At 68.3% G+C, this 22,839-nt stretch carries 27 protein-coding genes; 12 read left to right on the forward strand and 15 right to left on the reverse strand.

Translation table 11 applies throughout. The features are described 5' to 3' along the window. Positions 1–140: 140 nt before the first annotated feature. The 12 genes from QYL93_RS29420 to QYL93_RS29475 all read right to left on the reverse strand — a co-directional run bounded on the left by QYL93_RS29420 (position 141) and on the right by QYL93_RS29475 (position 12,132). Positions 141–1,472, reverse strand: a complete 1,332-nt coding sequence (locus tag QYL93_RS29420; RefSeq protein WP_305747001.1) for an ATP-binding protein — start codon at positions 1,470–1,472, stop codon at positions 141–143. Further along, entirely contained in the window at positions 1,469–2,170 is a 702-nt protein-coding gene (locus QYL93_RS29425; protein ID WP_305747002.1) for a response regulator, read from the reverse strand. The genes QYL93_RS29420 and QYL93_RS29425 overlap by 4 nt, the downstream gene beginning before the upstream one ends. A gap of 54 nt (positions 2,171–2,224) precedes the next feature. Then, positions 2,225–3,304, reverse strand: coding sequence for an NAD(P)/FAD-dependent oxidoreductase (locus QYL93_RS29430; protein ID WP_305747003.1), 1,080 nt, complete (start codon positions 3,302–3,304; stop codon positions 2,225–2,227). Between the two features lie 21 nt (positions 3,305–3,325). Next, positions 3,326–3,655, reverse strand: coding sequence for a ferredoxin FdxA (gene fdxA, locus QYL93_RS29435; protein ID WP_057265679.1), 330 nt, complete (start codon positions 3,653–3,655; stop codon positions 3,326–3,328). 134 nt (positions 3,656–3,789) lie between these two features. Further along, positions 3,790–5,148, reverse strand: a complete 1,359-nt coding sequence (locus QYL93_RS29440; protein ID WP_305747004.1) for a sulfate adenylyltransferase subunit 1 — start codon at positions 5,146–5,148, stop codon at positions 3,790–3,792. Beyond that, the gene (gene cysD, locus QYL93_RS29445; protein ID WP_057265676.1) at positions 5,148–6,098 is read right to left on the reverse strand and encodes a sulfate adenylyltransferase subunit CysD; all 951 of its coding nucleotides are present in this window, start codon (positions 6,096–6,098) and stop codon (positions 5,148–5,150) included. The genes QYL93_RS29440 and cysD overlap by 1 nt, the downstream gene beginning before the upstream one ends. A gap of 19 nt (positions 6,099–6,117) precedes the next feature. After that, positions 6,118–6,741: a phosphoadenosine phosphosulfate reductase family protein gene (locus QYL93_RS29450; RefSeq protein WP_305747005.1), complete on the reverse strand. Its 624-nt coding sequence runs from the start codon at positions 6,739–6,741 to the stop codon at positions 6,118–6,120. 4 nt (positions 6,742–6,745) lie between these two features. Then, complete coding sequence (locus QYL93_RS29455) at positions 6,746–7,138, reverse strand: DUF934 domain-containing protein (RefSeq protein WP_305747006.1); 393 nt, start codon at positions 7,136–7,138, stop codon at positions 6,746–6,748. Between the two features lie 30 nt (positions 7,139–7,168). Then, positions 7,169–8,953, reverse strand: a complete 1,785-nt coding sequence (locus QYL93_RS29460; RefSeq protein WP_305747007.1) for a nitrite/sulfite reductase — start codon at positions 8,951–8,953, stop codon at positions 7,169–7,171. Positions 8,954–8,963: 10 nt separating this feature from the next. Continuing rightward, positions 8,964–9,767 (reverse strand): sulfite exporter TauE/SafE family protein, encoded by an 804-nt coding sequence (locus tag QYL93_RS29465; protein WP_305747008.1) that lies wholly within the window; start codon positions 9,765–9,767, stop codon positions 8,964–8,966. Positions 9,768–9,902: 135 nt separating this feature from the next. Continuing rightward, positions 9,903–11,834, reverse strand: coding sequence for an FAD-dependent 5-carboxymethylaminomethyl-2-thiouridine(34) oxidoreductase MnmC (gene mnmC, locus QYL93_RS29470; RefSeq protein WP_305747009.1), 1,932 nt, complete (start codon positions 11,832–11,834; stop codon positions 9,903–9,905). 22 nt (positions 11,835–11,856) lie between these two features. Beyond that, a complete protein-coding gene (locus tag QYL93_RS29475; RefSeq protein ID WP_057207053.1) occupies positions 11,857–12,132 on the reverse strand; it encodes an oxidative damage protection protein in 276 nt (91 codons plus the stop codon). A gap of 158 nt (positions 12,133–12,290) precedes the next feature. On the opposite strand from QYL93_RS29475, the gene QYL93_RS29480 reads away from it, so the two are divergent. From QYL93_RS29480 to QYL93_RS29525, 10 genes are all read left to right on the forward strand, one after another. Next, entirely contained in the window at positions 12,291–13,313 is a 1,023-nt protein-coding gene (locus QYL93_RS29480; protein WP_305747010.1) for a sulfate ABC transporter substrate-binding protein, read from the forward strand. 31 nt (positions 13,314–13,344) lie between these two features. Next, positions 13,345–13,935, forward strand: coding sequence for an NADPH-dependent FMN reductase (gene ssuE, locus QYL93_RS29485; RefSeq protein WP_057207049.1), 591 nt, complete (start codon positions 13,345–13,347; stop codon positions 13,933–13,935). A 173-nt stretch (positions 13,936–14,108) separates the two neighbouring features. After that, on the forward strand, positions 14,109–15,080 hold the full coding sequence (locus QYL93_RS29490; protein ID WP_305747011.1) for a sulfonate ABC transporter substrate-binding protein: 972 nt from the start codon (positions 14,109–14,111) through the stop codon (positions 15,078–15,080). 21 nt (positions 15,081–15,101) lie between these two features. Beyond that, positions 15,102–15,242: a hypothetical protein gene (locus QYL93_RS29495; protein WP_179680738.1), complete on the forward strand. Its 141-nt coding sequence runs from the start codon at positions 15,102–15,104 to the stop codon at positions 15,240–15,242. 22 nt (positions 15,243–15,264) lie between these two features. Next, positions 15,265–16,428, forward strand: coding sequence for an FMNH2-dependent alkanesulfonate monooxygenase (gene ssuD, locus QYL93_RS29500; protein ID WP_305747012.1), 1,164 nt, complete (start codon positions 15,265–15,267; stop codon positions 16,426–16,428). Between the two features lie 26 nt (positions 16,429–16,454). Further along, entirely contained in the window at positions 16,455–16,829 is a 375-nt protein-coding gene (locus QYL93_RS29505) for a VOC family protein (protein WP_305747013.1), read from the forward strand. Continuing rightward, complete coding sequence (ssuC, locus tag QYL93_RS29510; RefSeq protein WP_305747014.1) at positions 16,826–17,695, forward strand: aliphatic sulfonate ABC transporter permease SsuC; 870 nt, start codon at positions 16,826–16,828, stop codon at positions 17,693–17,695. The genes QYL93_RS29505 and ssuC overlap by 4 nt, the downstream gene beginning before the upstream one ends. 48 nt (positions 17,696–17,743) lie before the next feature. Next, a complete protein-coding gene (locus QYL93_RS29515; RefSeq protein WP_305747015.1) occupies positions 17,744–18,721 on the forward strand; it encodes an aliphatic sulfonate ABC transporter substrate-binding protein in 978 nt (325 codons plus the stop codon). 4 nt (positions 18,722–18,725) lie between these two features. Continuing rightward, on the forward strand, positions 18,726–19,550 hold the full coding sequence (locus QYL93_RS29520) for an ATP-binding cassette domain-containing protein (RefSeq protein ID WP_305747016.1): 825 nt from the start codon (positions 18,726–18,728) through the stop codon (positions 19,548–19,550). Positions 19,551–19,615: 65 nt separating this feature from the next. After that, complete coding sequence (locus tag QYL93_RS29525; RefSeq protein WP_056168199.1) at positions 19,616–19,831, forward strand: molybdopterin-binding protein; 216 nt, start codon at positions 19,616–19,618, stop codon at positions 19,829–19,831. 106 nt (positions 19,832–19,937) lie between these two features. Here QYL93_RS29525 and QYL93_RS29530 read toward each other — a convergent pair whose 3' ends face one another. Genes QYL93_RS29530 through QYL93_RS29540 form a run of 3 tightly spaced genes read right to left on the reverse strand, consistent with a single transcriptional unit; the run spans position 19,938 to position 20,862 of the window. Next, on the reverse strand, positions 19,938–20,573 hold the full coding sequence (locus tag QYL93_RS29530) for a hemolysin III family protein (RefSeq protein ID WP_305747017.1): 636 nt from the start codon (positions 20,571–20,573) through the stop codon (positions 19,938–19,940). A gap of 24 nt (positions 20,574–20,597) precedes the next feature. Next, positions 20,598–20,765 carry a hypothetical protein gene (locus QYL93_RS29535; RefSeq protein WP_305747018.1) on the reverse strand — a complete coding sequence of 56 codons (168 nt, stop codon included), beginning with the start codon at positions 20,763–20,765 and terminating at the stop codon, positions 20,598–20,600. Then, on the reverse strand, positions 20,731–20,862 hold the full coding sequence (locus tag QYL93_RS29540) for a hypothetical protein (RefSeq protein WP_255357714.1): 132 nt from the start codon (positions 20,860–20,862) through the stop codon (positions 20,731–20,733). Before QYL93_RS29540 ends, QYL93_RS29535 begins: the two co-directional genes overlap by 35 nt. A 159-nt stretch (positions 20,863–21,021) precedes the next feature. Here QYL93_RS29540 and QYL93_RS29545 point away from each other — a divergent pair, with 159 nt between their 5' ends. Both QYL93_RS29545 and QYL93_RS29550 read left to right on the forward strand, forming a co-directional pair. Then, a complete protein-coding gene (locus tag QYL93_RS29545; RefSeq protein WP_305747019.1) occupies positions 21,022–22,035 on the forward strand; it encodes a M14 family zinc carboxypeptidase in 1,014 nt (337 codons plus the stop codon). 4 nt (positions 22,036–22,039) lie between these two features. Beyond that, positions 22,040–22,807: an alpha/beta fold hydrolase gene (locus QYL93_RS29550; RefSeq protein WP_305747020.1), complete on the forward strand. Its 768-nt coding sequence runs from the start codon at positions 22,040–22,042 to the stop codon at positions 22,805–22,807. The last annotated feature ends 32 nt before the right edge of the window (positions 22,808–22,839 follow it).

Here is a 22,839-nt window from a genome sequence, read left to right on the forward strand (position 1 = left end):
CCTCAACCAAGGCACACCGCTAAAAAAAGTGGCAGCACGGGGCTCACATCCCGGACTTTGGCTTCGGCGCAAGAGGACGCGCTGCGGGCCTCTCGCTGCAAGCAGCAAGCAGCAAGCAGCAAGCAGCAAGCAGCAAGCAGTCAGCCTGCCAGCGGTATCACCAATTGCGCGCGCAGCCCACCCTCGGGCCGGTTGTGCAGACTCAGCCGGCAGCCATCGCGCTCCGCCAGGTCGCGCGCGATGGCCAGGCCCAGGCCATAGCCCGCCGTGTTCCCCGGGAGGTCGCCCGCCATCGAGTGCGCCGACAGCGGGTCCTGCGACAGGCTCACCCAGGGCTCCAGGGCCTGCTCCAGCTGGGCCTCGGGGATGCCCGGGCCCGAGTCGTCGATGTGCAGCACCGCGCCTTCGGGCAGGGCGTGCACGCTGAGCGTGGCGCCGCCGCCGTGGCGCACGGCATTGCCCACCAGGTTGCCGATCACGCGGCGCAGTGCAGCGGTGCGGGCGCGCACGCGCACGGGGGCGCTGCCGACCGGGGCCTGCAGTTGCACGGGCTGGCCCTGGTCGGCCAGGTCGTCCACCAGGGCCTGCAGCAGGGCCACCAGGTCGATGGAGCGGGCCTCGCTGCCCTCGTGCTGCTCGCGCAGCACGGCCAGGGTGTCGCCGATCATCTCGTCCATTTCGCGGATGTCGCTGATGGCGGCCTGCTGCGCCGGGCCCTCGGGCCACTGGTCCACGCGCATGCGCAGCCGGGTCAGGGGGGTGCGCAGGTCATGCGATACGGCGGCCATGTGCAGGCCGCGTGCGTCGAACTGCTCCTTGAGCCGCTGTGACATCTGGTTGAACACCTGTGCGGCATTGCGCACCTCCACGGTGCCCAGCGTTTCATCGAGCACGGGCGGCTTGCCGCCCTTGTCGATGCCCTGCGACAGGGCGCTGGCTGCATGCGACAGGCGCAGCATGGGGCGCGACAGCCAGCGTGCGCCCAGGAAGGCGGCCAGGCCGATCAGCACGAAGCGGATGCCGTAGTCCAGCCACAGCGCTTTGCCGGGCATGGGGCCGCCCATGCGCTGCGGACCCGGGGCGGTGAACGGGTTGGGCGGGCGGCCATCGCCGCTGCCCGCGCTGCCCCCGGGGGGCTGGAAGGACAGCGCAGCCATGCGCTCGCCCCCAACCATGGGCGGCGGGCCGGGCCAGGGGCTGCCGCCGGGGCCTGCATTCGGTCCTGACTGCGGCGGCGGCGGGCCACCGGGCATGCCGGAGCCGGTGAGGGGGTTGCCAGGCGGTAGCGAGGCCAGCGGCGGCAGGCGCGAGAGCGCAGTGCCCAGGTCCTGCTGGTGGCGCAGGTTGGTGACCACCAGGTAGGCCACCAGGTGGCTGCCGGCCAGCGCCACCCACATGAGGATGAACAGGCGCAGGAACAGGGTGTCCAGGCGGCGCCAATTCCAGCGCCCACCCGGTGTCGCGGGTTTCACCGCTGCACCTCCACGTCGAACAGGTAGCCCTCGCCGCGCAGGGTGCGTATCAGGGGGCGATCGCGCTGGCCTTCACCGAGCTTGCCGCGCAGGCGCGAAACGGCCAGGTCGATGCTGCGGTCGCTTACCACCACGCCGGGGGCACGCGAGAGGTCGAGCAGCCGGTCGCGGCTGAGCACCTTGCCGGCATGGGCGGTAAAGGCCTCCAGCAGGCGGAACTCGGCGCTGGACAGGGCCACCATGGTGCCGTCGGGCGAGACCAGTTCGCGCCGCAGGCGGTCGAAGGTCCAGCCCTCGAAGCGCACCTGGGGCGCATTGGCCGGTGGCGGGGCGGCGGTGCCGCGGCGCAGCACGGCCTTGATGCGTGCCACCAGTTCGCGCGGCTCGAAGGGTTTGGACAGGTAGTCATCGGCACCGAGCTCCAGGCCCAGTACGCGCGACATCGGGTCGCCCTGCGCGGTGAGCACGATCACGGGCAACTGGCCATGGTCGCGGCGCACCCACTGGCACAGGGTCAGGCCGTCCTCGTCGGGCAGCATCAGGTCGAGCAGCACCACGTCGAAGCCCTGGCGCGCCAGCGCGGCACGCATGCCCCGGCCATCGCCCACGGCCTCGGTGGTGAAGCCGAAGGTTCCCAGGTAGTCGAGCAGCAGGGTGCGGATGGCGGGGTCGTCGTCCACCAGCAGGCATCGGATCATGCGGAAATTTTGTGGCAGTGGTGAAGGGCCGAAGGTAGCACAGCCCCGGCGGATTCAGGAGGCCGCTTGCGGTGTGGCAACGCCCAGCAGCGCGTGGAGCCTCGGGCTGGTGGTCGTGTACTGCAAGGCCACCTTGTCGCCGCTCAGGGCCTCGGCCGCGCCGAAGGCGGCCAGCGTGGCCTCGTGAAAACCGCACAGGATGAGCTTGCGCTTGCCCGGGTAGGTGTTGATGTCGCCCACGGCGTAGATGCCGGGCACGCTGGTGCGAAAGCTGGCGGTGTCCACCACCAGCTGCTTGCGTTCGATGGCGATGCCCCAGTCGGCAATCGGCCCCAGTCGCGGGGATATGCCCAGGGCAGCGATCAGGCAGTCGAGCGGTTCGTTGGCCGTGTGGCCCCCGGTGTCCACCACCTGCAGGGCGGCCAGGCGCCCGCCCTCGGCCACCGCGCCGGTGATCTGGCCGACGATGACGTCGATACGCCCTGCATCGCGCAGGGCCTGCAATTGCTGCAACTGCTCGGGTGGCGCCTGGAAGGCGTCGCGCCGGTACAGCAGGCGGATGCGGGCAGGGGCTTCATCTGCGGCAAGCCCTGCCAGGGCGATCGCATGGGCCACGGCGGCTTCGTCACCACCATGCACCACCACGCGCTGGCCCGCCACCACGGTGCCGGCGGGCAGGTGCTGGTAGTGCACCTGCGTGCCGACAAAAGGCTCTATGCCCTCGACCTTGAGCGTGCGCGGCACGAAGGCGCCCACGCCGGCTGCGATGAACACGCTGCGCGCCAGCAGGGCCTGGCCCTGGCTGGTTTCGATGAGGATGCGGCCATCGTCCTGCAGTGACACGGACGCGACCAGCGTACCCAGGTGCCAGTGCGGCTTGAACGGGGCGATCTGCTGCAGCAGCAGGGCCGCCAGTTCGCGCCCGCTGCACACGGGCACGCCCGGGATGTCATAGATGGGCTTGTCGCCATACAGCTCCACGCACTGGCCGCCGGCATGGGGCAGGGCGTCGATCACATGGGCAGTGATGCCCTGCAGGCCGAGCTGGAAGACCTGGAACAGGCCCACCGGGCCTGCACCAATGACCACGGCATCCGTGGCGATGGGAGGGGACGATTGCGCGAGCGTGGACACCGGCGAATGCAGCGATGCCGCTCAGCGGACCAGTTCGTTGACCTTGCCGGGCTTGCCGTTCCACTCGTCGGCGTCGGGCAGGGCGGGCTTGCGCTTGGTGATGCTCTTCCAGCCGTCGGCAAAGGCCAGGTCGGCGTTGAGCTTGATGAAGGCGATCTGGTCGGCCGGCAGGTCTTCTTCGGCAAAGATGGCGTTGGCCGGGCACTCGGGGATGCACACGGCGCAGTCTATGCACTCATCGGGATCGATGACGAGCATGTTCGGGCCTTCGCGGAAGCAGTCCACGGGGCAGACGTCCACACAATCGGTGAACTTGCACTTGATGCAGTTTTCGGAGACGACGTGGGTCATGACGAGAGTTGTGTGGGTCGGTGAAAACCCTCTATTTTAGAAGCTTTCACCGGCCTTGGGTTGCTGGGCCCCTGGGTCCGAGAGGGTGACGCAGGGTTTTGGGCGCACAAATGTGCACTCATTGCGAATGCGGATCAGTTGACCAGCACAGCGCCGGCAGTTTTGTGGCTTGCCGTGTCCACCAGGATCAGCGAGCCGAGCACGCGCGCCTGGCCAAAGGGGGCAGCGGGCAGGGGCTCCTGCAGCAGCAGTTCCACATGGCCGATGGCATTGGGGTCAAGCTGCGTGGCTTCGTCCTCGGCCAGGGTATTGATGTCCAGGCGGTGCACCACGCGCTTGACCTTGGCCTTGACCCAGCGGTGCCCATGCAGCGCCCAGTAGACGCGGCCGGCGACCAGCGGCTCGTCGTCCATCCAGGCCACGGTGGTCAGCAGCTCGCGGCTGGCGGGCCAGGCGGGCACGGCGGCAGGGGTGTCGAAATCGTCCTCGGCAGCCGCCGCAGCGGGCGTGGGGGCGGCCAGGATCCAGTCGCCGCGCGACACGTCCACCTCGCGGTCGAGGATGATGCCGGCGCTCTGGCCCGCATCCACGCCCACGGGGCGGCGCGCATGGTCGAGCACCTGGGCCACGGTGGCGCTCTGGCCGCTCGGGAAGATCTGCACGGCCGTGCCGGGCGCCACGGCGCCTGCGGCCACCCGGCCCCAGAACACGCGGCGGCCCTGCGATGTGTCGGCGGAGGACGAGAACTTCTCCACCCACTGCACCGGAAAGGCGAGGGGCAGGCCGGTATCGGCCGGGGTGTTGGGCAATTGTTCGAGCACTTCGAGCAGCGTGGGGCCGTTGTAGCCGCACCAGCCCGCATGGGCGTCGACCACGTTCCAGCCCTTCAAGGCCGACACCGGCACCGTGGCGCGCACGGCAATGCCGGCATCTGCGGCGAACTGTGCCAGGGCGGCGCTGATGTGGGCGAAGGCCAGTTCGGGGTTGGCCACGGCATCGAGCTTGTTCACGGCGAACACCAGCGAGTGCACGCGCAGCAGGTGGGCCAGCAGCGAGTGGCGGCGCGTCTGCGGCAGCAGTGCCAGGGCTGCGTTCTGCCAGTCAAGCTTGGTCGCATCGACCAGCACCACGGCGGCGTCGGCGCCGCTGGCGGCGGTGACCATGTTGCGCGTGTACTGCTCATGGCCGGGCGCATCGCCGATGATGAACTTGCGCGACTCGGTGGCGAAGTAGCGGTAGGCCACGTCGATGGTGATGCCTTGCTCGCGCTCGGCCGAGAGGCCGTCGGTCAGCAGGGCCAGGTCGGTCTCGCCGCCGCGCTGCACGCCTGCCAGATGGTCTTGCAGCACGGCGCGGCTGTCCACCAGCAGGCGGCCGATCAGCGTGCTCTTGCCGTCGTCGACGCTGCCGCAGGTTATGAACTTGAGGGCCGAGGCGTGGTTGCTGCCGGCGTTGGCTGCGACAGGGGCGGTGGCTTGGTGTGCGGTGGTCATCAGAAATACCCGTCCTTCTTGCGCTTTTCCATCGAGGCGTCGCTCGTCTTGTCGTCCATGCGGGTCGCGCCGCGCTCGCTCACGTCGGCGGCCAGGGTCTCGATCACGATCTCGGCCGGGGTGGCGGCCGTGCTCTCCACCGGTGCGGTGCAGGTGATGTCGCCCACGGTGCGAAAACGCACGTCGCGCGTCTGCACCGTCTCGCCCTCGCGCGGCGGCGTCAATTCGGTCACCGGCATCAACAGGCCCCGGCGGTCCACCACCTCGCGCTTGTGCGTGTAGTAGATGCTGGGCAGGCCGATCTGCTCGCGGTCGATGTACTGCCACACGTCGAGTTCGGTCCAGTTGCTGATGGGGAACACGCGAAAGTGCTCGCCGGGCTGCAGCCGGGTGTTGAACAGGGTCCACAGTTCGGGGCGCTGGGCCTTGGGCTGCCACTGGCCGAAGCTGTCGCGGTGCGAGAAGATGCGCTCCTTGGCGCGGGCCTTTTCTTCGTCGCGGCGGGCGCCGCCGATCAGTGCGTCGAAGCGGAATTCTTCGATGGCTTCGAGCAGCGTGACCGACTGGTGCACGTTGCGGCTCTCACCGGGGTGGGCCAGGCGCACCGTGCCGCGCGCCATCGAGTCTTCGACGCTTCGCACGATGAGTTCGGCGCCCAGTTCCTTGGCGCGCGAATCACGGAAGTCCGTGACCTCTTTGAAGTTGTGGCCCGTGTCGATCATCAAGAGCGGGTAGGGGATGCGGCCCGCGCCGAAGGCCTTCTCAGCGCACTTGAGCATCACCAGCGAATCCTTGCCGCCCGAGAACAGCAGGGTGGGCCGCTCGAAGGCGGCAGCCACCTCGCGCAGGATGAAGATGGTTTCCTCTTCCAGGGCGTCGAGGTGCGAATTGTTCAGGTGGTGGCTCATGTTCTTGTTCTGCAGCAGCGCGGCATCGGTGCGGGCGTTCATGGTGGGGTCAGCGGTGGGGTCAGTGGGCTATATGGAGGCCACATTCGCGGTTCTCTTCGCCCTTGGTGGGGTCCACGTAGTCGAAGTTGTTCGGCAGGCCGTGCTGCTGGCAATACTCGTACAGCTCCTTGGACGACCAGTGCAGCAGCGGCGCTACTTTGATCAGCCCATCGGGGTTGATGCTCACCGGGTCCATCTGGGCACGCACGGCGGTGTCGGTGGCGCGCAGCGCGGTGAACCAGACCTTGGGTGCCGTCTCGCGCAGGGCGCGGGTAAAAGGCTCCAGCTTCACCTCTTCGGTGAAGGCCGCATGGCGCGGGTCGTCCAGCCCGGGCGTTGCGCCCTCCACGGCTTCGCGGTGCGCACGCGAGCGGCGCGGCAGGTAGATCTGCAGCTTCAGGCCGAGCTGTTTCGTCACTTCATCGGCAAAGCGGTAGGTGGCTTCGGTGTTGTAGCCGTTGTCCATCCAGACCACCGGCACATCGGGCTGCATGCGGCTGACCATGTGCAGGATCACGGCCTCGAAGGGGCGGAAGTTGGTGGTGACGATGGGGCTTTGGCCCAGGCCCAGGGCCCAGGCGACAAGGCCTTCGGCGTTGCGGCCGAGTTCGGCGTTGACGGATGTGAGATCGAATTGGCTCATGGTGTTAGGCGGTGACGGCCTTGTCGGCAAAGATCGGCTGGGGGTTGACCGCGTCGCCCTGGTAGAAGCCAGGGAACATCTCGAACTGGCGCTGCGCGTCCGCTGCGTCCACGCCCTCGCGCAGCACGGCCGACGAAAAGCCCGTGCGCTGCATCTGCACCAGCTGGTCGATCAGCACGTCGCCCGTGGCGCGGATGTCGCCCTTGAAACTGCGGCGGCGGCGCAGCAGAAAGGCCTGGCTGAAGGCCCGGCCGTCGGTGAAGCTGGGGAAGTGCAGGTCCACGCGCTCCACGCCGTCCAGTGCCAGCGCCAGGGCATCGGCATCGTTGGCCAGCGCCACGCTGCGCGGGTCGCCTTCGGCAGGGGCCTGGTGGTCTTGGGATGCAAGTATCTTCATGAGGTGTCTATCTCTGTTCTGGGGCGGGGCTCAGGCGGCAGCCACGGCCTCTTCCTTGTGGCGGGCCGTCTTGGCGGCTTCCTTGAACGGGTCCAGGCCGGCGCGGCGCACGGTGCTCTGGAAGGTCTCGCCGCTTTCGCGCAGGTCGCGGTAAGTGCCGAGCACGGCTTCGATCACGTCAGGCACTTCGGCCGCCGAGAACGAGGGGCCGATCACCTTGCCGGCAACGGCCGCGCCCGACAGGTCGGAGCCGTCCGAGCCGCCCAGCGTGACCTGGTACCACTCCTTGCCGTCCTTGTCGACGCCCAGGATGCCGATGTGGCCGCTGTGGTGGTGGCCGCAGCTGTTGATGCAGCCGCTGATGTGCAGGTCGATCTCGCCGATGTCGTCGAGCTCGTCGAGGTCCTGGTAGCGCTGCGTGATGGCTTCGGCGATGGGCAGCGAGCGCGCATTGGCCAGCGAGCAGAAGTCGCCACCGGGGCAGGCGATCATGTCGGTGAGCAGTTGCACGTTGGCGCTGGCCAGGCCCAAAGCCTTGGCTTCCTGCCACAGGTCGAACAGGCGGCTGGCGTGCACCCAAGGCAGCAGCACGTTCTGGTCGTGCGTCACGCGGGCTTCGCCTGCGGAGTATTGGTCCACCAGGTCGGCCACGGCGATCAGTTGCTCGCTGGTGGCATCGCCCGGCGACTGGCCAGGGCGCTTGAAGGACAGCGTCACGGCGCGCAGCTGCGCATTCTTGTGTGCGTGCACGTTGCGCTGCAGCCAGCGGCCAAAGGCCACGTGCTCTGCCGCCTGCGCTTGCAGCGATGCGGCCAGGGTGGCGGGGTCGGCATCGGGGATGTCGGCCAGCACGGGCGGCACGAAGCATGCGGCCACGCGGTCGAACTCGGCCTGGGGCACGGTGTGCGGGCCACCGTCGATCTCCATGATCTGGCGGTACTCTTCTTCCACGTCGTCGATGTACTTCTGGCCTTCGGACTTGACCAGGATCTTGATGCGCGCCTTGTACTTGTTGTCGCGGCGGCCGTGCTCGTTGTACACGCGCACGATAGCCTCGATGTAGTTCATGATCTGGTTCCACGGCAGGAACTCGCGGATCACGGTGCCGATCACCGGGGTGCGGCCCATGCCGCCACCCACGAAGACCTTGAAGCCGATCTCGCCGGCCTCATTGCGGGCCATGTGCAGGCCCACGTCGTGCCAGCCGGTGGCGGCACGGTCGTCTGCTGCACCGCTGATGGCGATCTTGAACTTGCGCGGCAAAAAGGCGAACTCGGGGTGCAGCGTGGTCCACTGGCGCAGGATTTCGGCGTAGGGACGGGGGTCGATCAGCTCGTCCACGGCCACGCCGGCCAGTGCATCGGTGGTGGTGTTGCGGATGCAGTTGCCGCTGGTCTGGATGCCGTGCATGTCCACGCTGGCCAGCAGGTCCATCACGTCGGCCGCCTTGGACAGGGGGATCCAGTTGAACTGCACGTTGGTGCGCGTGGTGAAGTGGGCGCAGTTCTTGGGCAAAAAGGTCGTGCCCAGCAGGCCCTGGCCGTCCATGGCGGCCTTGAACACCGCAGCTTCGGGCTCATCGTACTCGCGGGCGATGGTGGCCAGCACGCGCAGCTGGCGGCTGGCGATCTCGCCGTAGGGCACGGCCACGCGCAGCATGGGCGCGTAGCGCTGCACGTACCAGCCGTTCTGCAGGCGCAGCGGGCGGAAGTCGTCTTCGGGCAGCTTGCCGGCCTGCCAGCGCTCGAGCTGGTCGCGGAACTGGCGCGAGCGCTGGTGGACGAACTGTTTGTCGAATTCTGTGTATTGGTACATCGTGGGGTACTCAGATCATTATCAATTTGGCGCCTGCCCAGGCCAGCAGGACGGACAGGGCGGAGCGGATCAGGCGCTCGGGCGTGCGGGTGACCAGGCGTGAACCCAGCCAGATGCCCGGCAGCGAGCCAGCCAGCAATTGTGCAAGCAAAGTCCAGTCCACCGAGCCGAGCGACGCATGTCCCAGCCCTGCCACCAGGGTCAATGGCACGGCGTAGGCGATGTCGGCGCCGATGATGCGCGGCAGCGGCAGCAGCGGGTAGACCAGCAGCAGCACGGTGACGCCGATGGCGCCCGCACCCACCGAGGTGAAGGTGACCAGCGTGCCGATCACCGCGCCCAGCAGCACCGGCAGGCTCCAGTGGCGGGGGCGGGTGGCTTGATCGGCGTTGGCCAGGCGCAGGGCCTGGTCAGCCGCCTGGCGCTGGCGTGAAAAGGCCACCACCTTGTACAGCGTGGCCGCTGCCGTGAGCAGCAGGGCAAAGCCCAGTGTGGTGGTCATGATGCGCTGGGCCTGGGCGCTGGCAGGGCCCAGTTCCTTGAGCGCCCACAGCGCGAGGATGGCGGCGGGGATGCTGCCCGCGCACAACTGGCCCACCACGCGCCAGGGCACCAGCCGCTGGCGTGCCATGCTCACCGTGCCGCCCATCTTGGTGAAGGCGGCGAACAGCAGGTCGGTGCCGATGGCCAGGTGGGGCTTGATGCCGAAGAAAAAGATCAGCACAGGCGTCATCAGCGAGCCACCGCCCACACCGGTCAGGCCAACGATGAACCCGACCGCGAAACCCGCAAAAACAAACGCCAAGTCGTGCATGCCAGCGAATGTAGAGGCACGGCTTATGGATGCAAACTATTGTTTTGTCCTGCCCTTATGCGGATAAGCTTATGCGCCAGTGCTGGCGCGGCTTTGCGGTGGGTGGGCAGGGCCCGGGCCCTTGTTGCATGCTGGTTACACACCGGCCAGCCGTTCGGCGCCCAGCGCCTTGGCCAGCTTCGCATCCAGCGGCAGAGGCTCGCCCTGCAGCCGTGCCGCGAGCAGTTCGCCGCACAGGATGGACAGGGTCAGCCCGCGCGCACCCATGGCCGTGCAGGCCCACACACCCGGCAGGGCCCGCGCATCGACCGGGCCCACCACGGGCAAGCGGTCGTGCAGGGTGCAGCGCACTGCGGCCCAGGTGCGCAGGCCACCGGCCGGCGCATCTGGGCCGGCCATGGCTGCAAAGTCCGCCAGCAGGCGCTCGGCCGCAGACGGCAGCAGCCCCTGCATCTTGCCGTGGTTGGCGGCATGGGCCTCCCGTTGCTCGGCGGGCGTGGGCGGCAGCGCAGTGAGGCCGCGCTCGAAGGTCGATCCCATGATCCAGGCACGGGGCGCATCCGGCCCGTCCGACAGCGGAAAGTCGGGCACAAGGTTGCCACTGCCGTTGAGCGGGAAGGGCGCCAGCGGCGCAGCGCCGGGCCCATAGGTGCCGATGGACACCTGGCCGCGCAAGGCCTGCAGGGGCCAGTGGCTGACCAGCAGAGGGCGGCTGTCGGCGCCTGCGGCAATCACTACCATCGGGGCCTGGGCGAGCACATGGCCTTCAGCGTCCAGCGCCTGCCATGCGGCGTCGGGGGTATCGTCCACACGCTGCAGCCGGGCCACGCGGCAGTCGCCTTGCCAGCTGATGCCCGGCTGGGCGAGCAGCGCGGCCACCAGGCGTGCGGGGCGCAGCCAGCCCGCATGGGGGTGCCAGTTGGCGGGTGTGTCGGCCGGCAGCCGGGCCTGCCGCAGCGTGTCTTCGCTGGCCGGTTGGCTCCAGTCGGTGCCGGGGCCCTGGGCCCAGGTGGCGGGCAGGGCCTTGTTGCGGGCCTTGTCGGTCGCATGCCGCTCCAGCACGCCGGTCTGGCCAAAGTCCTGCCCTTCGCTCAGCACGGCACGGGCCTGGGCGAGGGTGGCGCGCACCCCGCTGCGCGACAGGCGCGACAGCAGGCTGTCGTCGGGCGAGACATGGGGTGCGAACACGCCGGCGGGCAGGCCCGAGGCGCCGGCCGCCGGGGCGCCAGCCCGGTCCAGCACCTGCACGCGCCAGCCACGCCGGGCCAGACTGGCCGCGCAGGCTGCGCCGGCCACGCCAGCGCCGATCACGATGCAGTCCCCCGGGGGCAGGGGATCTGGCTCCGGGTGTGCCGGCGCTGCAGTGCGCGGCTCCCAGCGTGGGTTGAAGGTGGCGTGCAGGTTGTCGCGCTTGGGCGGCACGCCGGGCATGCGCGTGACCTCGAAACCGCACTGGGCCAGGGCATCGCGCACGGCGCGCGCGATGGTCCAGGTGGCCAGGCGCGTGCCGCGCCGGCAGCAGCGCGCCACGGCCTTGAGGGTGTGGGCATCCCAGATCTCGGGGTTGCGCTGGGGGCTGAAGCCATCGAGGTAGACGGCATCCACCGTGAGCGCCTGCTGGCGCAGCATGGCCTGGGTATCGCCCACGTACAGGGTGAGCAGCACCCGCCCTGCGTCGAAGCTCAGCCGGTGCACGCCCGGCAGCAGGCCCCACCACTGGGCGTGCAGCTGCTGCGCCAGTGGAGCCAGTTCAGGGTGGGCGCTGGTGGCGCGCAGCAGGTCATCGGCTCCCACGGGCCAGGCCTCGGTGGAGACGAAGTGCAGCAGGGTGCAGCGCTCGGGATCGGCACGCCACGCAGCCCAGGTCACCAGGAAGTTCAGGCCGAAGCCGAACCCGGTTTCCAGGATGCGCCATTGCGCTTGCCCAGCCCACGCCTGCGGCAGGCCGCAGCCGTGCAAAAACACCTGGCGGGCCTGCGTGAGGCCGCCGTTTTCACTGTGGTAGCGGTCGCCGAAACGGGGGCTGTAGGGGGTGCCGTCCGGCAGCCAGTCGACAGGCTCGGACATGGGCAGGGTGTGCGCTGAGCGCTTATTCAGGCGTTGGGGGCACGTAGCCCGCTGCCGCGTCGGCGCCACCACCGAAGAAATGGTTCTCCATCTGGCGGGCCAGGTACTGGCGCGCACGCGCGTCGGCCAGGTTCAGGCGGTTTTCATTGACCAGCATGGTCTGGTGCTTGAGCCAGCCGGCCCAGGCCTCCTTGCTCACGCCTTCCCAGATGCGCTTGCCCAGTTCGCCCGGGTAGGGCGGGAAATCCAGGCCTTCGGCTTCCTTGCCGAGCTTGATGCATTGAACGGTGCGTGCCATGGGGATTTTCCTTGTAAATCGTTGTGCGAGCGAAGTGCTCAGATAGTTTCGGTATAAAGAACTGAAATCTTAGTTGTTTCAGTTTTGATGGCTGCCTCGGAGAATGCGATCCATCGGTGTCCAGCACCCATTCGCATCCCTAATTGAAGAGGCTCCTCATGAACTTTCGCCGCGACTTTATCAAGTTTCCCTTCGCTCTCGCCCTTGCGGGTGGCTTGGCCCTGACGGCATTGCCGTCGTTTGCCCAGTCCGTGACCCTGCTCAACGTCTCCTACGACCCCACCCGCGAGCTGTATGTGGAGTTCAACCAGGCCTTCGCCAAGCACTGGAAGGGCAAGACCGGCCAGGACGTGACGATCAAGCAATCGCACGGCGGCTCGGGCAAGCAGGCGCGCTCCATCATCGACGGCCTGGACGCCGACGTGGCCACGCTGGCCCTGGCCGGTGACACCGACGCGCTGCACACCAACGGCGGCTGGATCCCCAAGGACTGGCAAAAGCGCCTGCCGCACAACAGCTCGCCCTACACCTCGACCATCGTGCTGGTGGTGCGCCAGGGCAACCCCAAGGGCATCAAGGACTGGGACGACCTGATCAAGCCCGGCATCAGCGTGATCACGCCCAACCCCAAGACCTCGGGCGGCGCCCGCTGGAACTACCTGGCCGCCTGGGAATTCGCCAAGCGCAAGCTGGGCAGCGATGCCCAGGCCAAGGACTTCGTGGCCAAGCTCTACGGCAACGTGCCCGTGCTGGACACCGGTGCGCGCGGCTCCACCATCACCTTCGCCCAGCGCAACCAGGGTGACGTGCTGATCGCCTGGGAGAACGAGGCCTACCTGCTGGAAAAGGAATTCGGCACCAAGTTCGACGTGATCGCCCCCTCGATCTCCATCCTGGCCGAGCCCGCCGTGTCGGTCGTGGACAAGAACGTGGACAAGAAGGGCACGCGCGCCGTGGCCGAGGAGTACCTCAAGTACCTGTACACCGAAGAGGGCCAGGACATTGCCGGCAAGCATTTCTACCGCCCCGCTGTGTCCGAGAAGGCCAAGGCCAAGTACGCCAAGCAGTTCCCCAAGCTGAACCTGTTCACCATCAACGACGCATTTGGTGGCTGGGACAAGGCGGCCAAGGACCACTTTGCCGACAACGCGAGCTTCGACCAGATCTATACACGCAAGTGAACCCCGCCGATCGCGCAAAGGACAGTTCTCCATGTCAGCCCTCTTGATTGCCGGCAGCCCGTCGGAACGCTCGCGCTCAGCCGCATTGCTGGACGCCGTGGCCCAACGCCTGTCGGTGCGCGGCGCGCTGGTGGACCGCATCCATATCCGCGACCTGTCGCCCCAGGCCCTGCTGCTGGCCGATTTCGCCCACCCCACAGTGGTCGGCGCCGTCGACCAGGTGGCGCAGGCCCGGGTGCTGGTGGTCGCCACACCGGTCTACAAGGCCGCCTACAGCGGCGTGCTCAAGGTCTTTCTGGACCTGCTGCCGCAGACCGCGCTCAAGGGCAAGATCGTGCTGCCCCTGGCCACGGGCGGCAGCCCGCACCACATGCTGGCGCTGGACTATGCGCTCAGGCCCGTACTGCAGTCGCTGGGCGCCAAGCACATCCTGCCCGGCATCTACGCCACCGACTCCCAGGTCGCCCTGACGCCCGAGGGCGCTTACGACCTGCACGCCGACATTGCCGCCCGCCTGGACGAAGCGGTGAACGTGCTGATCACCGAAACCCTGCGCCCACCCGCGGCGCAGGCGGGCCGGTTTGCTCCAGTGCATTTCTCGCAGGTGCGATGTAGCGTCTGAAGCAGTGGATGTCGCCCGAGCTTTTCAACGCTCCGGCGGCATCCACATCCCTTTCTTCTCTCCCCACTTTTTTCGAGCCGGTAACCGCCGACGCGGGCCGGCCAGGCCGCTGCATGGCCGCCGCCACCGCCCGAACCACCGCACCACCAGATATTGCTGAAAGACACATCGCCATGACACAAACCTTCCTCTCTTCGCGCCGCCGCCAGGTGGTCTTGTCCAGCCTGGCGGCTGCGGCCCTGGGTGCCGCCGGTGGAACGGCCTTCGGCCAAACCCCGGCACGCGTGCTGCGCGTAGGCCACCAGAAGGGCTGGCTGTCCATCCTCAAGGGCCGCGGCACGCTGGAAAAACGCCTGGCACCGCTGGGCGTGAAGGTCACCTGGACCGAGTTCAACGCCGGCCCGGTGCAACTCGAAGCACTCAACGTGGGCGCCATCGACTTCGGCGACGTGGGCGAAGCGCCCCCGATCTTTGCCCAGGCCGCCGGTGCGCCGCTGGTGTACGCCGGCGCCACCGTGCCCCGCCCTGCACTGGAGGCCGTGATCGTGCCCAAGGACTCGCCGATCCGCAGCGTGGCTGACCTCAAGGGCAAGCGCGTGGCCTACAACAAGGGCTCCAACGTGCAGTACTTCCTGGTCAAGCTGCTGGAGAAGAACGGCCTGAAGTACGGTGACGTGCAGTCGATCTTCCTGGCGCCGGCCGATGCCCGTGCCGCCTTCGAAAAGGGCGCCGTGGACGCCTGGATCATCTGGGACCCCTTCCTGGCCGCAGCGCAAAAGACGCTGGACGCGCGCCTGCTGGTGGACGCCACCGGCGTGGTCAACAACCGCGCCTACTACTTCACCTCGCGCGACTACGCCACGCGCAACGCCGACGTGCTGCGCATCGCGATCGAAGAGGTCAATGCCATCGACACCTGGGCCTCGAAGAACCAGGGCGCCGCCGCCGCAGAGCTGACCACGGTGCTGGGCCTGGACCGCAGCATCACCGACCTGTACCTGAGCCGCGCCAGGTTCGGCACCGCCCCCGTGACGCGCGAAATCATCGCCGAGCAGCAGTCGATTGCCGACACCTTCTTCGAACTCAAGCTCATCCCCAAGAAGCTCAACTTGCTGCACGCCGCGCCGGTGGACCTGGGCGCCTGACCCTCTTCCCGGGAGCTTTCCATGCACACCCCCATGCCCTTTCCCCTGCACGAGCAACTGCGCCGCGTGCTGTGCGTGACCGCCACCTCCTGGGGCCTGCCCACGCGGCCGCGCTGCGCGGGTGTGCGTGCGCCCCGGTTCGGCTTTGCCATCTCCTACTGACGCCATCACAAAGAGGTTTCCCATGCAGATCTTCTGGTTCATTCCCACGCACGGCGACAGCCGTTACCTGGGCACTTCCAAGGGCGCGCGCCAGCTCAGCCACGACTACCTGCAGCAGGTGGCGGTGGCGGCCGACAGCCTGGGCTACGAAGGCGTGCTCATCCCCACGGGCCGCTCCTGCGAAGACCCCTGGGTGATCGCTTCGAGCCTGATCGCGGTGACCAAGAAGCTCAAGTTCCTGGTTGCCGTGCGCCCCGGCCTGCACCAGCCCGCGCTGGCCGCGCGCATGGCGGCCACGTTCGACCGCCTGTCGGGCGGGCGCCTGCTGATCAACCTGGTGACCGGTGGCGACCAGACCGAGCTCGAAGGCGATGGCGTGTTCCTCGACCATGCCACGCGCTACGAGCAGTCGGCCGAATTCATCCGCATCTGGCGCGAAATCATGGCCCGCAGCCACACCGGCGAAACCTATGACTTCGAGGGCCAGCACCTCACGGTGAAGGGCGCCAAGCTGCTGTTTCCGCCGCTGCAGAACCCGCATCCGCCGGTGTACTTCGGCGGTTCGTCCGACGCAGCCCACGACCTGGCGGCCGAGCAGGTCGAGACCTACCTGACCTGGGGCGAACCCCCGGCCGAGGTGGCCAAGAAGGTCGCCGACGTGCGTGCGCGCGCAGCCAAAAAGGGCCGCACGGTGAAGTTCGGCATCCGCCTGCACGTCATCGTGCGCGAGACGGACGCGCAGGCCTGGGCCGCGGCCGAGGAACTCATCAGCCATGTGGACGATGCGACCGTGGTGCGCGCCCAGGCGGTGTTCGCGCGCATGGACTCGGAAGGGCAGCGGCGCATGGCGCGCCTGCATGCAGGCGGTGCCAAGCGTGCGCGGGCCGACCTGGAGATCAGCCCCAACCTGTGGGCCGGCGTGGGCCTGGTGCGCGGCGGTGCCGGCACGGCCCTGGTGGGCGACCCTGAGACGGTGGCTGCACGCATCACGGAATACGCGGCCCTGGGCCTCGATACCTTCGTGCTCTCGGGCTACCCGCACCTGGAGGAGGCCTACCGCTTTGCCGAGCTGGTGTTCCCGCTGCTGCCCCTGTCAGTGCGCGAGAAGCTCACCGGCGGCAACCCGCTGGGCCCGTTCGGCGAATCCGTCGCCAACGAGCTGCCACCGCGCGCCTCGCAAAGCTGAGCGCACGGCACCCTAGGAGATCGCCCATGGCCATCCATTCCATCAACCACGTGCAACTGGCCTTTCCGGCCGGTTCTGAGGAACCCATCCGCAACTTCTACAGCCGCCTGCTCGGCCTGCCCGAGGTGCGACTGGCCGCAGGCAACGCGCTGCACTTTGCCGCCGGCACCCAGCGCATCGACCTGGTGCCCACCGACCACTGGCAGGGCGCGCCCTCGGTGTCGCACCTGGCGCTGGAGGTGCAGGACCTGCCCGCGCTGCGCGGGCGCCTGCTGCAGGCCCAGTTACCCCTCGTGGAGAACCGGGCGCTGCCCGGCTACCTGCGCTTTTACGTGAAAGACCCGGCGGGCAACCAGTTGGAATTTCTGGAACCCGACACCGAACGACAGGAGTTCGCATGACTTCATCATCCCTCCGTGAGCTGCAGGTCTCGCCTGTGGCCGACTCCATCGACGCGCCCAGCCTGGCGCCGCTGGTGCCCTCGCAATGGCTGCGCTTTGCCAAGGGCGTGCTGCAGCGCCTCTTGCCCTGGGCCGTGCCCGTCACGCTGATCGTGGTGTGGCAGGTGGCCTCGTCGCTCGGCTGGTTGTCCACCCGGGTGCTACCCGCGCCGCTGGAGGTGATCAAGGCCGCCTGGACGCTGACCGCATCGGGCGAGCTGTGGACCCACGTCAAGGTCAGCGCCGGCCGGGCGCTGGCGGGCCTGGCCATCGGCGGCGGCCTGGGGCTGGCGCTGGGGCTGCTCACGGGCTCGGTGCGCCTGTTCGAGACGCTGCTCGATTCCACCATCCAGATGGTGCGCAACATCCCGGCGCTGGCACTGATCCCGCTGGTGATCCTGTGGTTCGGCATCGACGAGTCGGCCAAGCTGTTCCTGATCAGCGTGTCGGTGTTCTTCCCGATCTACCTGAACACCTTCCACGGCATCCGCAACGTGGACCCGGGCCTGATCGAGATGGGGCGCACCTACGGCCTGTCGCGCTGGCAGTTGTACCGCCAGATCATCCTGCCGGGCGCTCTCTCCAGCATCCTCGTGGGCCTGCGCTTCTCGCTGGGCCTGATGTGGGTGATCCTGATCGTGGCCGAGACCATCTCGGCGCAGGCGGGCATCGGCTACCTGACCATGAATGCCCGTGAATTCCTGCAGACCGACATCGTGCTCGTGGGCATTTTGCTGTACGCGCTGCTGGGCAAGCTGGCCGATCTGTTCGCCAAGGGCCTGGAAGGCTACTGGCTGCGCTGGCACCCTGGCTACCAGAGCACCTGAACTCCACCATTGCATGCATGCCCCGTCTGAGGGGCTCCAAGGATTTCCATGTCTATCTTCCACTCCACCTCCCGGCGCACCACGCTCGCTGCGCTGGCCGCCCTGGCTGCCACGGCCAGCGGCCTGGTGTCCGCACAAAGCGGTGCCAAGCCCGATACCGTGCGCATCGGCTACCAGAAGTCGTCCACCCTGATCGTGGTGCTCAAGACCCAGGGCACGCTCGAGAAGCTGCTGGCCCCCCTGGGCACCAAGCTCACCTGGCATGAGTTCACCAGCGGGCTGCCGTTGCTCGAAGCCCTGAACCTGGGCAACATCGATGTCAGCGCCGATGTGGCCGACACCGTGCCGGTGTTCGCCCAGGCGGCCGGTGCTGCCGTGACCTTCGTGGCGCAGGAGGCGCCGTCCCCCTCGGCCCAGGCCATCGTGGTGCGCGCTGATTCGCCGCTCCAGACCGTGGCCGACCTCAAGGGCAAGAAGATCGGCTTTGCCAAGGCCGCCGGTGCCCACTACCTGCTGATCGCCGCGCTGGAGAAGGCCGGCCTGTCGTTCAAGGACATCGACCCCGCCTACCTCACGCCGGCCGACGGCCGCGCCGCCTTCGAGCGCGGTGCCATCGACGCCTGGGTGGTGTGGGACCCGTTCCTCGCCGCCGTGCAACGCCAGTCGAATGTGCGCATCCTGGCCGACGGGCGCGATGTGGCCTCCTACCAGCGCTATTACCTGGCCGCCACGCCCTACGCCCAGGCCCGCGCCGACGTGCTGCGCGTGCTGTTCGCCGAGCTGCAGAAGGCCGGCGCTTGGGTCAAGGGCCACCCCAAGGACGCCGCGGCGCTGCTGGCTCCCGTGTGGGGGCTGGATGCCGCCACGGTGGAGCAGGCCAACAGCCGCCGCAGCTACGAGGTGCGTGCCGTGCTGCCTGCGGGCCTGTCCGAGCAGCAACGCATTGCCGATGCCTTCCTGTCCGAGAAACTGCTGCCCCGGCGTGTGAACACGCTGGACGTGGCCCTCTTCAAGCCGGGAGCCTGACACCATGGCACAGACCAATGCAACACCGCGCGACAGCGCCAACAATGGCGTGCGCCTGGAAGTGCGCGGCGTGGACAAGCGCTATGGCGCCCGCGAGGTGCTCAAGAAGACCGAGCTGGTGATCGAGCCCGGCCAGTTCGTGGCCATCGTGGGCCGCAGCGGCTGCGGCAAGAGCACGCTGCTGCGCCTGGTGGCGGGGCTCGAAGCCGTCTCGGGCGGCACCATCCGCCTCGACGGCCAGGCCGTGGACGGCCTGAGCCAGGACACGCGCATCATGTTCCAGGACTCGCGCCTCTTGCCCTGGAAGCGCGTGGCCGACAACGTGGCACTGGGCCTGCCGGCCGAGCGCCGCGGCGCTGCGGCCGACGTGCTGGCCCGTGTGGGCCTGGGCGACCGGCTGGGCGAATGGCCGGCGCGCCTGTCGGGCGGCCAGCGCCAGCGCGTGGCCCTGGCGCGTGCTCTGGTGCACAACCCGCGCCTCTTGCTGCTCGACGAACCCCTGGGCGCGCTCGATGCGCTCACCCGCATCGAGATGCACCGCCTCATCGAAGGCCTGTGGCAGGCCAGCGGTTTCACCGCGCTGCTGGTGACCCACGACGTGCAGGAGGCGGTGGCCCTGGCCGACCGCGTGATCCTGATCGAAGACGGGCAGATCGCGCTGGACCAGCTGATCGACCTGCCGCGCCCGCGCTCGCATGGCGATGCCGCGTTTGCCGCCATCGAAAAACGCATTCTCGACCGTGTGCTGCAAAAGCCCGATGCCGAACCCAGCGCCGCCGACGCGCGCTGGCCCGGTGTGCCCGCGCACGGCCTGCGCTGGGCGGTGTGAGCGCCTTCGCCCCCTCTGATTTTTTGACCCATCCATCCGTTCCCGGACTTTCAAGGAGAAACACCATGTCCATTCAAGCCATCAACGTGCGCAACCAGTTCAAGGGCAAAGTGCGCGAGATCATCCGCGGCGACGTCGTCTCCGAGGTCGACGTCGAAACCCCCTGGGGCATCGTCACTTCCGTCATCACCACGCGCTCGGTGGACGACCTCGCGCTGGTTGTGGGCTCCGACGTGGTCGCGCTGGTGAAGTCGACCGAGGTGTCCATCGCCAAGCTGTGATCGACGCCGGCCGCCTGGCGGCCGTGTGATTGCCAAGCCCTGCAATGCAGGGCTTTGTTGTTTCCATTCAGGGGATGCCGTGGGCGATGCCGCAGAACCCAGCGCGCTAACCCCCATAGCCCATGATGGCCACGGCGTGGCAGCCGGTGCCGGCGGCCACGAAGCCATGCCACACGGCATGGGCATAGCGCAGCCGCGAGTCGAGCACGAAGAACGCCACGCCCACCGTGTAGGCCACGCCGCCGGCGATGAGCCAGTGCGCGCTCCACTGCGTGAGGTGGCCGATGAGGGGCAGGGCGGCCACCAGCGCCAGCCAGCCCATGACGACATACATCCCGGTGGAGAGCCATGCCGAGCGCAGCCGGTTGAGCGCCTTCAGCACCAGGCCCAGTGTGGCCACGGCCCAGACCAGGGCCAGCAGGGCCAGGTTCCACTCGCCCTCGGGTTGCTTCAGGGCGAAGGGTGTGTAGCTGCCCGCGATGAACAGGTAGATGGCGCCGTGGTCGAGCTTCAGCGCAGCCTGCTTGAAGCGCCCTTCGGGCAGGGCGTGGTAGACGGTGGAGGCCAGGTACAGCAGCACCATGGTGGCCGCGAAGACGATGGCGCCGGCCACGCTGGCAGCGCCCTGCGGACGTGCCGAAGCCACGAGGAGCGGGGCCGCGATGACCGCAGCCAGCAGTGCCAGGCCGTGGCTGGCACTGTTGGCCAGTTCTTCGCCAGGGGTCTGGTCGCGGCACTGCATGGCGAGGCCTGTGTCAGCGCGGTATCAGCGGGGCAGGGCCGTGTGGTGCCGTTCGCGCCAGGCGTGGTAGCGCGAGCGCTGCAGCGCGAACAGCTCCACCAGGCCCCAGGCCATGGCGCAGCCCATGATCCCGAACAGCGCGACGGTGCGCAGCGGTTCAATCCTGCGCGGAGAGCGGGAGCGGCTCGTCATGGAAAAAGCAGTCGTTGTCAGGAAGGTCGAACGAGAACCAGCTCTCGTCCAAGAGCTCGTCGAACAACCGCTGCAATCCGAGAAATTTCCAGAGCATGGTGACCTCCTGGGTGGTGTGAAGCTCCCCCAAGATAGCGTTGCCATGTGACGGTTTTGCGTCAGTGTGGCAATCGCAACAGGCCTGCGCAAAGACCCTGGCGCGTGGGGCTGCGGGCGCTATGCTGGCTGTTTTTCGCTGCCAGAGACCACCACCACCGTGCCCGACACCGTTCTGCCCGAACTTGCGGCGCTGCAAAAGATCATCGACCAGGGCGGCGACCGCCTGGACGCCCGGGTGGTGCATACCGTGGAGATGCCTTCGGGCGAGCGCTTTCCCATCCATGCCATCAGCCTGGGCAACCCCGACCGCAGCGTGCCGGCCATGGGCTTCTTCGGTGGCATCCACGGGCTCGAAGGCATCGGCGCCGAGGTGGTGATTGCCTACCTGCAGAACGTGGTGACGCGCCTGCCCTGGGACCTGGCCCTGAACCAGCAGCTCGAGCAGGTGCGCCTGGTGTTCATGCCCATCGTGAACCCGGGCGGCATGTGGGCCTCCACCCGGGCCAATCCCAATGGGGTGGACCTGATGCGCAACGCCCCGGTGGACGCGCTGGACCGGGTGCCCTTCCTCATCGGCGGCCAGCGGCTGAGCGCGGGCCTGCCCTGGTACCGCGGCAAGCCCGGTGCGCCCATGGAGGCCGAGAGCCGGGCCCTGTGCGAGGTGGTGCACGACGAACTGCTCTCGCGCCCCTTCAGCATCGCGCTGGACTGCCACTCGGGCTTTGGCATCAGCGACCGGCTGTGGTTTCCGTTCGCGCACACGAAGAAGCCCATTGCCCACCTGCCGGAGCTGCATGCGCTGCACGAGATCTTTCTGCAGGCGCATGCCTACCACCCCTACATCATCGAGCCGCAGAGCGCGCAGTACCTCACGCACGGCGACCTGTGGGACCACCTGTACATGCAGGCCTGCAACGACCCCACGCGCACCTTTTTGCCGCTGACGCTGGAGATGGGCTCCTGGCGCTGGATCAAGAAGAACCCGCGCCAGCTGTTCTCGCGCAAGGGCATCTTCAACCCGCTGATCAACCACCGGCTGCAGCGTGTGCTGCGCCGGCACATGCCGCTGCTCGACTTTCTCTCGCGCGCGGCGGGCAGCCACCAACGCTGGGTGCCTGCACCCGAGGCGCGCGTGCAGCGCCGGGCCGATGCCCTGGCGTTCTGGTACTGACGGCATGCAGCACGTACCAACCCGCTGGATCTTTTTGCGCGGCCTCACCCGCGAGGCCGTGCATTGGGGCGGTTTCGCGGAAGTCTTCAGGCAGGCGCTGCCGGACGCCGAGGTTCTGATGCTGGACCTGCCGGGCAATGGCCAGTGGCATGCGCGCCCAAGCCCGCTGTCGGTGGCGGCCATGGTGGCCCAATGCCGGGCGGAGCTTGCGCAGCGCGGTGTCACCGGGCCGCACAACCTGCTGGCCATGTCGCTTGGGGCCATGGTGGCCACCGAATGGGCGTGCAGCGCGCCCAGCGAGGTGCAGGGCTGCGTGCTCATCAACACCAGCTTCGGCAATTTCAGCCCCTTCTACCAGCGGCTGCGGCCACGCAACTGGATTTCCATGGTGCGCGGGGTGCTGCTCGCAAGCGGGCCGCACGAAGCGGAGTCCACCGTGCTCCAACTCACCAGCAACCGTGCGGGCGCGCATGCAGACGTGGTGGATGGCTGGGTGATGGCCCGCCACTTGCGGCCCGTGTCACGCGCCAATACCGTGCGCCAGTTGGCTGCCGCAGCGCGCTACCGGGCCCCGCGCGCGCGCCCGGTGGACCGCATGCTGCTGCTGGGCAGCGCACGGGACGGTCTGGTCAGCCAGCATTGCTCCGAAGCCATCGCGCGCGCATGGAACTGCCCGCTGGCGGTGCACCCCTGGGCCGGGCACGACCTGCCGCTGGACGATCCGACCTGGGTGGCGCAGCAGGTGGCCGGCTGGGTGGGCGGCAGGCCGTAGCGTACCTGGTTGTAAGGTCGCACGGGCCCAGC

This window comes from Acidovorax sp. A1169 (assembly GCF_030704685.1).
Classification (GTDB): Bacteria; Pseudomonadota; Gammaproteobacteria; order Burkholderiales; family Burkholderiaceae_C; genus Acidovorax.

Coding starts and splice junctions, on each gene's coding strand:
- QYL93_RS29425 (WP_305747002.1), bottom strand. CDS start 2,170: ATGATCCGATGCCTGCTGGTGGACGACGACCCCGCCATCCGCACCCTG.
- fdxA (WP_057265679.1), bottom strand. CDS start 3,655: ATGACCCACGTCGTCTCCGAAAACTGCATCAAGTGCAAGTTCACCGAT.
- QYL93_RS29440 (WP_305747004.1), bottom strand. CDS start 5,148: ATGACCACCGCACACCAAGCCACCGCCCCTGTCGCAGCCAACGCCGGC.
- cysD (WP_057265676.1), bottom strand. CDS start 6,098: ATGAACGCCCGCACCGATGCCGCGCTGCTGCAGAACAAGAACATGAGC.
- QYL93_RS29450 (WP_305747005.1), bottom strand. CDS start 6,741: ATGAGCCAATTCGATCTCACATCCGTCAACGCCGAACTCGGCCGCAAC.
- QYL93_RS29455 (WP_305747006.1), bottom strand. CDS start 7,138: ATGAAGATACTTGCATCCCAAGACCACCAGGCCCCTGCCGAAGGCGAC.
- QYL93_RS29460 (WP_305747007.1), bottom strand. CDS start 8,953: ATGTACCAATACACAGAATTCGACAAACAGTTCGTCCACCAGCGCTCG.
- QYL93_RS29465 (WP_305747008.1), bottom strand. CDS start 9,767: ATGCACGACTTGGCGTTTGTTTTTGCGGGTTTCGCGGTCGGGTTCATC.
- mnmC (WP_305747009.1), bottom strand. CDS start 11,834: ATGTCCGAGCCTGTCGACTGGCTGCCGGACGGCACCCCCTACAGCCCC.
- QYL93_RS29475 (WP_057207053.1), bottom strand. CDS start 12,132: ATGGCACGCACCGTTCAATGCATCAAGCTCGGCAAGGAAGCCGAAGGC.
- QYL93_RS29480 (WP_305747010.1), top strand. CDS start 12,291: ATGAACTTTCGCCGCGACTTTATCAAGTTTCCCTTCGCTCTCGCCCTT.
- ssuE (WP_057207049.1), top strand. CDS start 13,345: ATGTCAGCCCTCTTGATTGCCGGCAGCCCGTCGGAACGCTCGCGCTCA.
- QYL93_RS29490 (WP_305747011.1), top strand. CDS start 14,109: ATGACACAAACCTTCCTCTCTTCGCGCCGCCGCCAGGTGGTCTTGTCC.
- QYL93_RS29495 (WP_179680738.1), top strand. CDS start 15,102: ATGCACACCCCCATGCCCTTTCCCCTGCACGAGCAACTGCGCCGCGTG.
- ssuD (WP_305747012.1), top strand. CDS start 15,265: ATGCAGATCTTCTGGTTCATTCCCACGCACGGCGACAGCCGTTACCTG.
- QYL93_RS29505 (WP_305747013.1), top strand. CDS start 16,455: ATGGCCATCCATTCCATCAACCACGTGCAACTGGCCTTTCCGGCCGGT.
- ssuC (WP_305747014.1), top strand. CDS start 16,826: ATGACTTCATCATCCCTCCGTGAGCTGCAGGTCTCGCCTGTGGCCGAC.
- QYL93_RS29515 (WP_305747015.1), top strand. CDS start 17,744: ATGTCTATCTTCCACTCCACCTCCCGGCGCACCACGCTCGCTGCGCTG.
- QYL93_RS29520 (WP_305747016.1), top strand. CDS start 18,726: ATGGCACAGACCAATGCAACACCGCGCGACAGCGCCAACAATGGCGTG.
- QYL93_RS29525 (WP_056168199.1), top strand. CDS start 19,616: ATGTCCATTCAAGCCATCAACGTGCGCAACCAGTTCAAGGGCAAAGTG.
- QYL93_RS29530 (WP_305747017.1), bottom strand. CDS start 20,573: ATGCAGTGCCGCGACCAGACCCCTGGCGAAGAACTGGCCAACAGTGCC.
- QYL93_RS29535 (WP_305747018.1), bottom strand. CDS start 20,765: ATGACGAGCCGCTCCCGCTCTCCGCGCAGGATTGAACCGCTGCGCACC.
- QYL93_RS29540 (WP_255357714.1), bottom strand. CDS start 20,862: ATGCTCTGGAAATTTCTCGGATTGCAGCGGTTGTTCGACGAGCTCTTG.
- QYL93_RS29550 (WP_305747020.1), top strand. CDS start 22,040: ATGCAGCACGTACCAACCCGCTGGATCTTTTTGCGCGGCCTCACCCGC.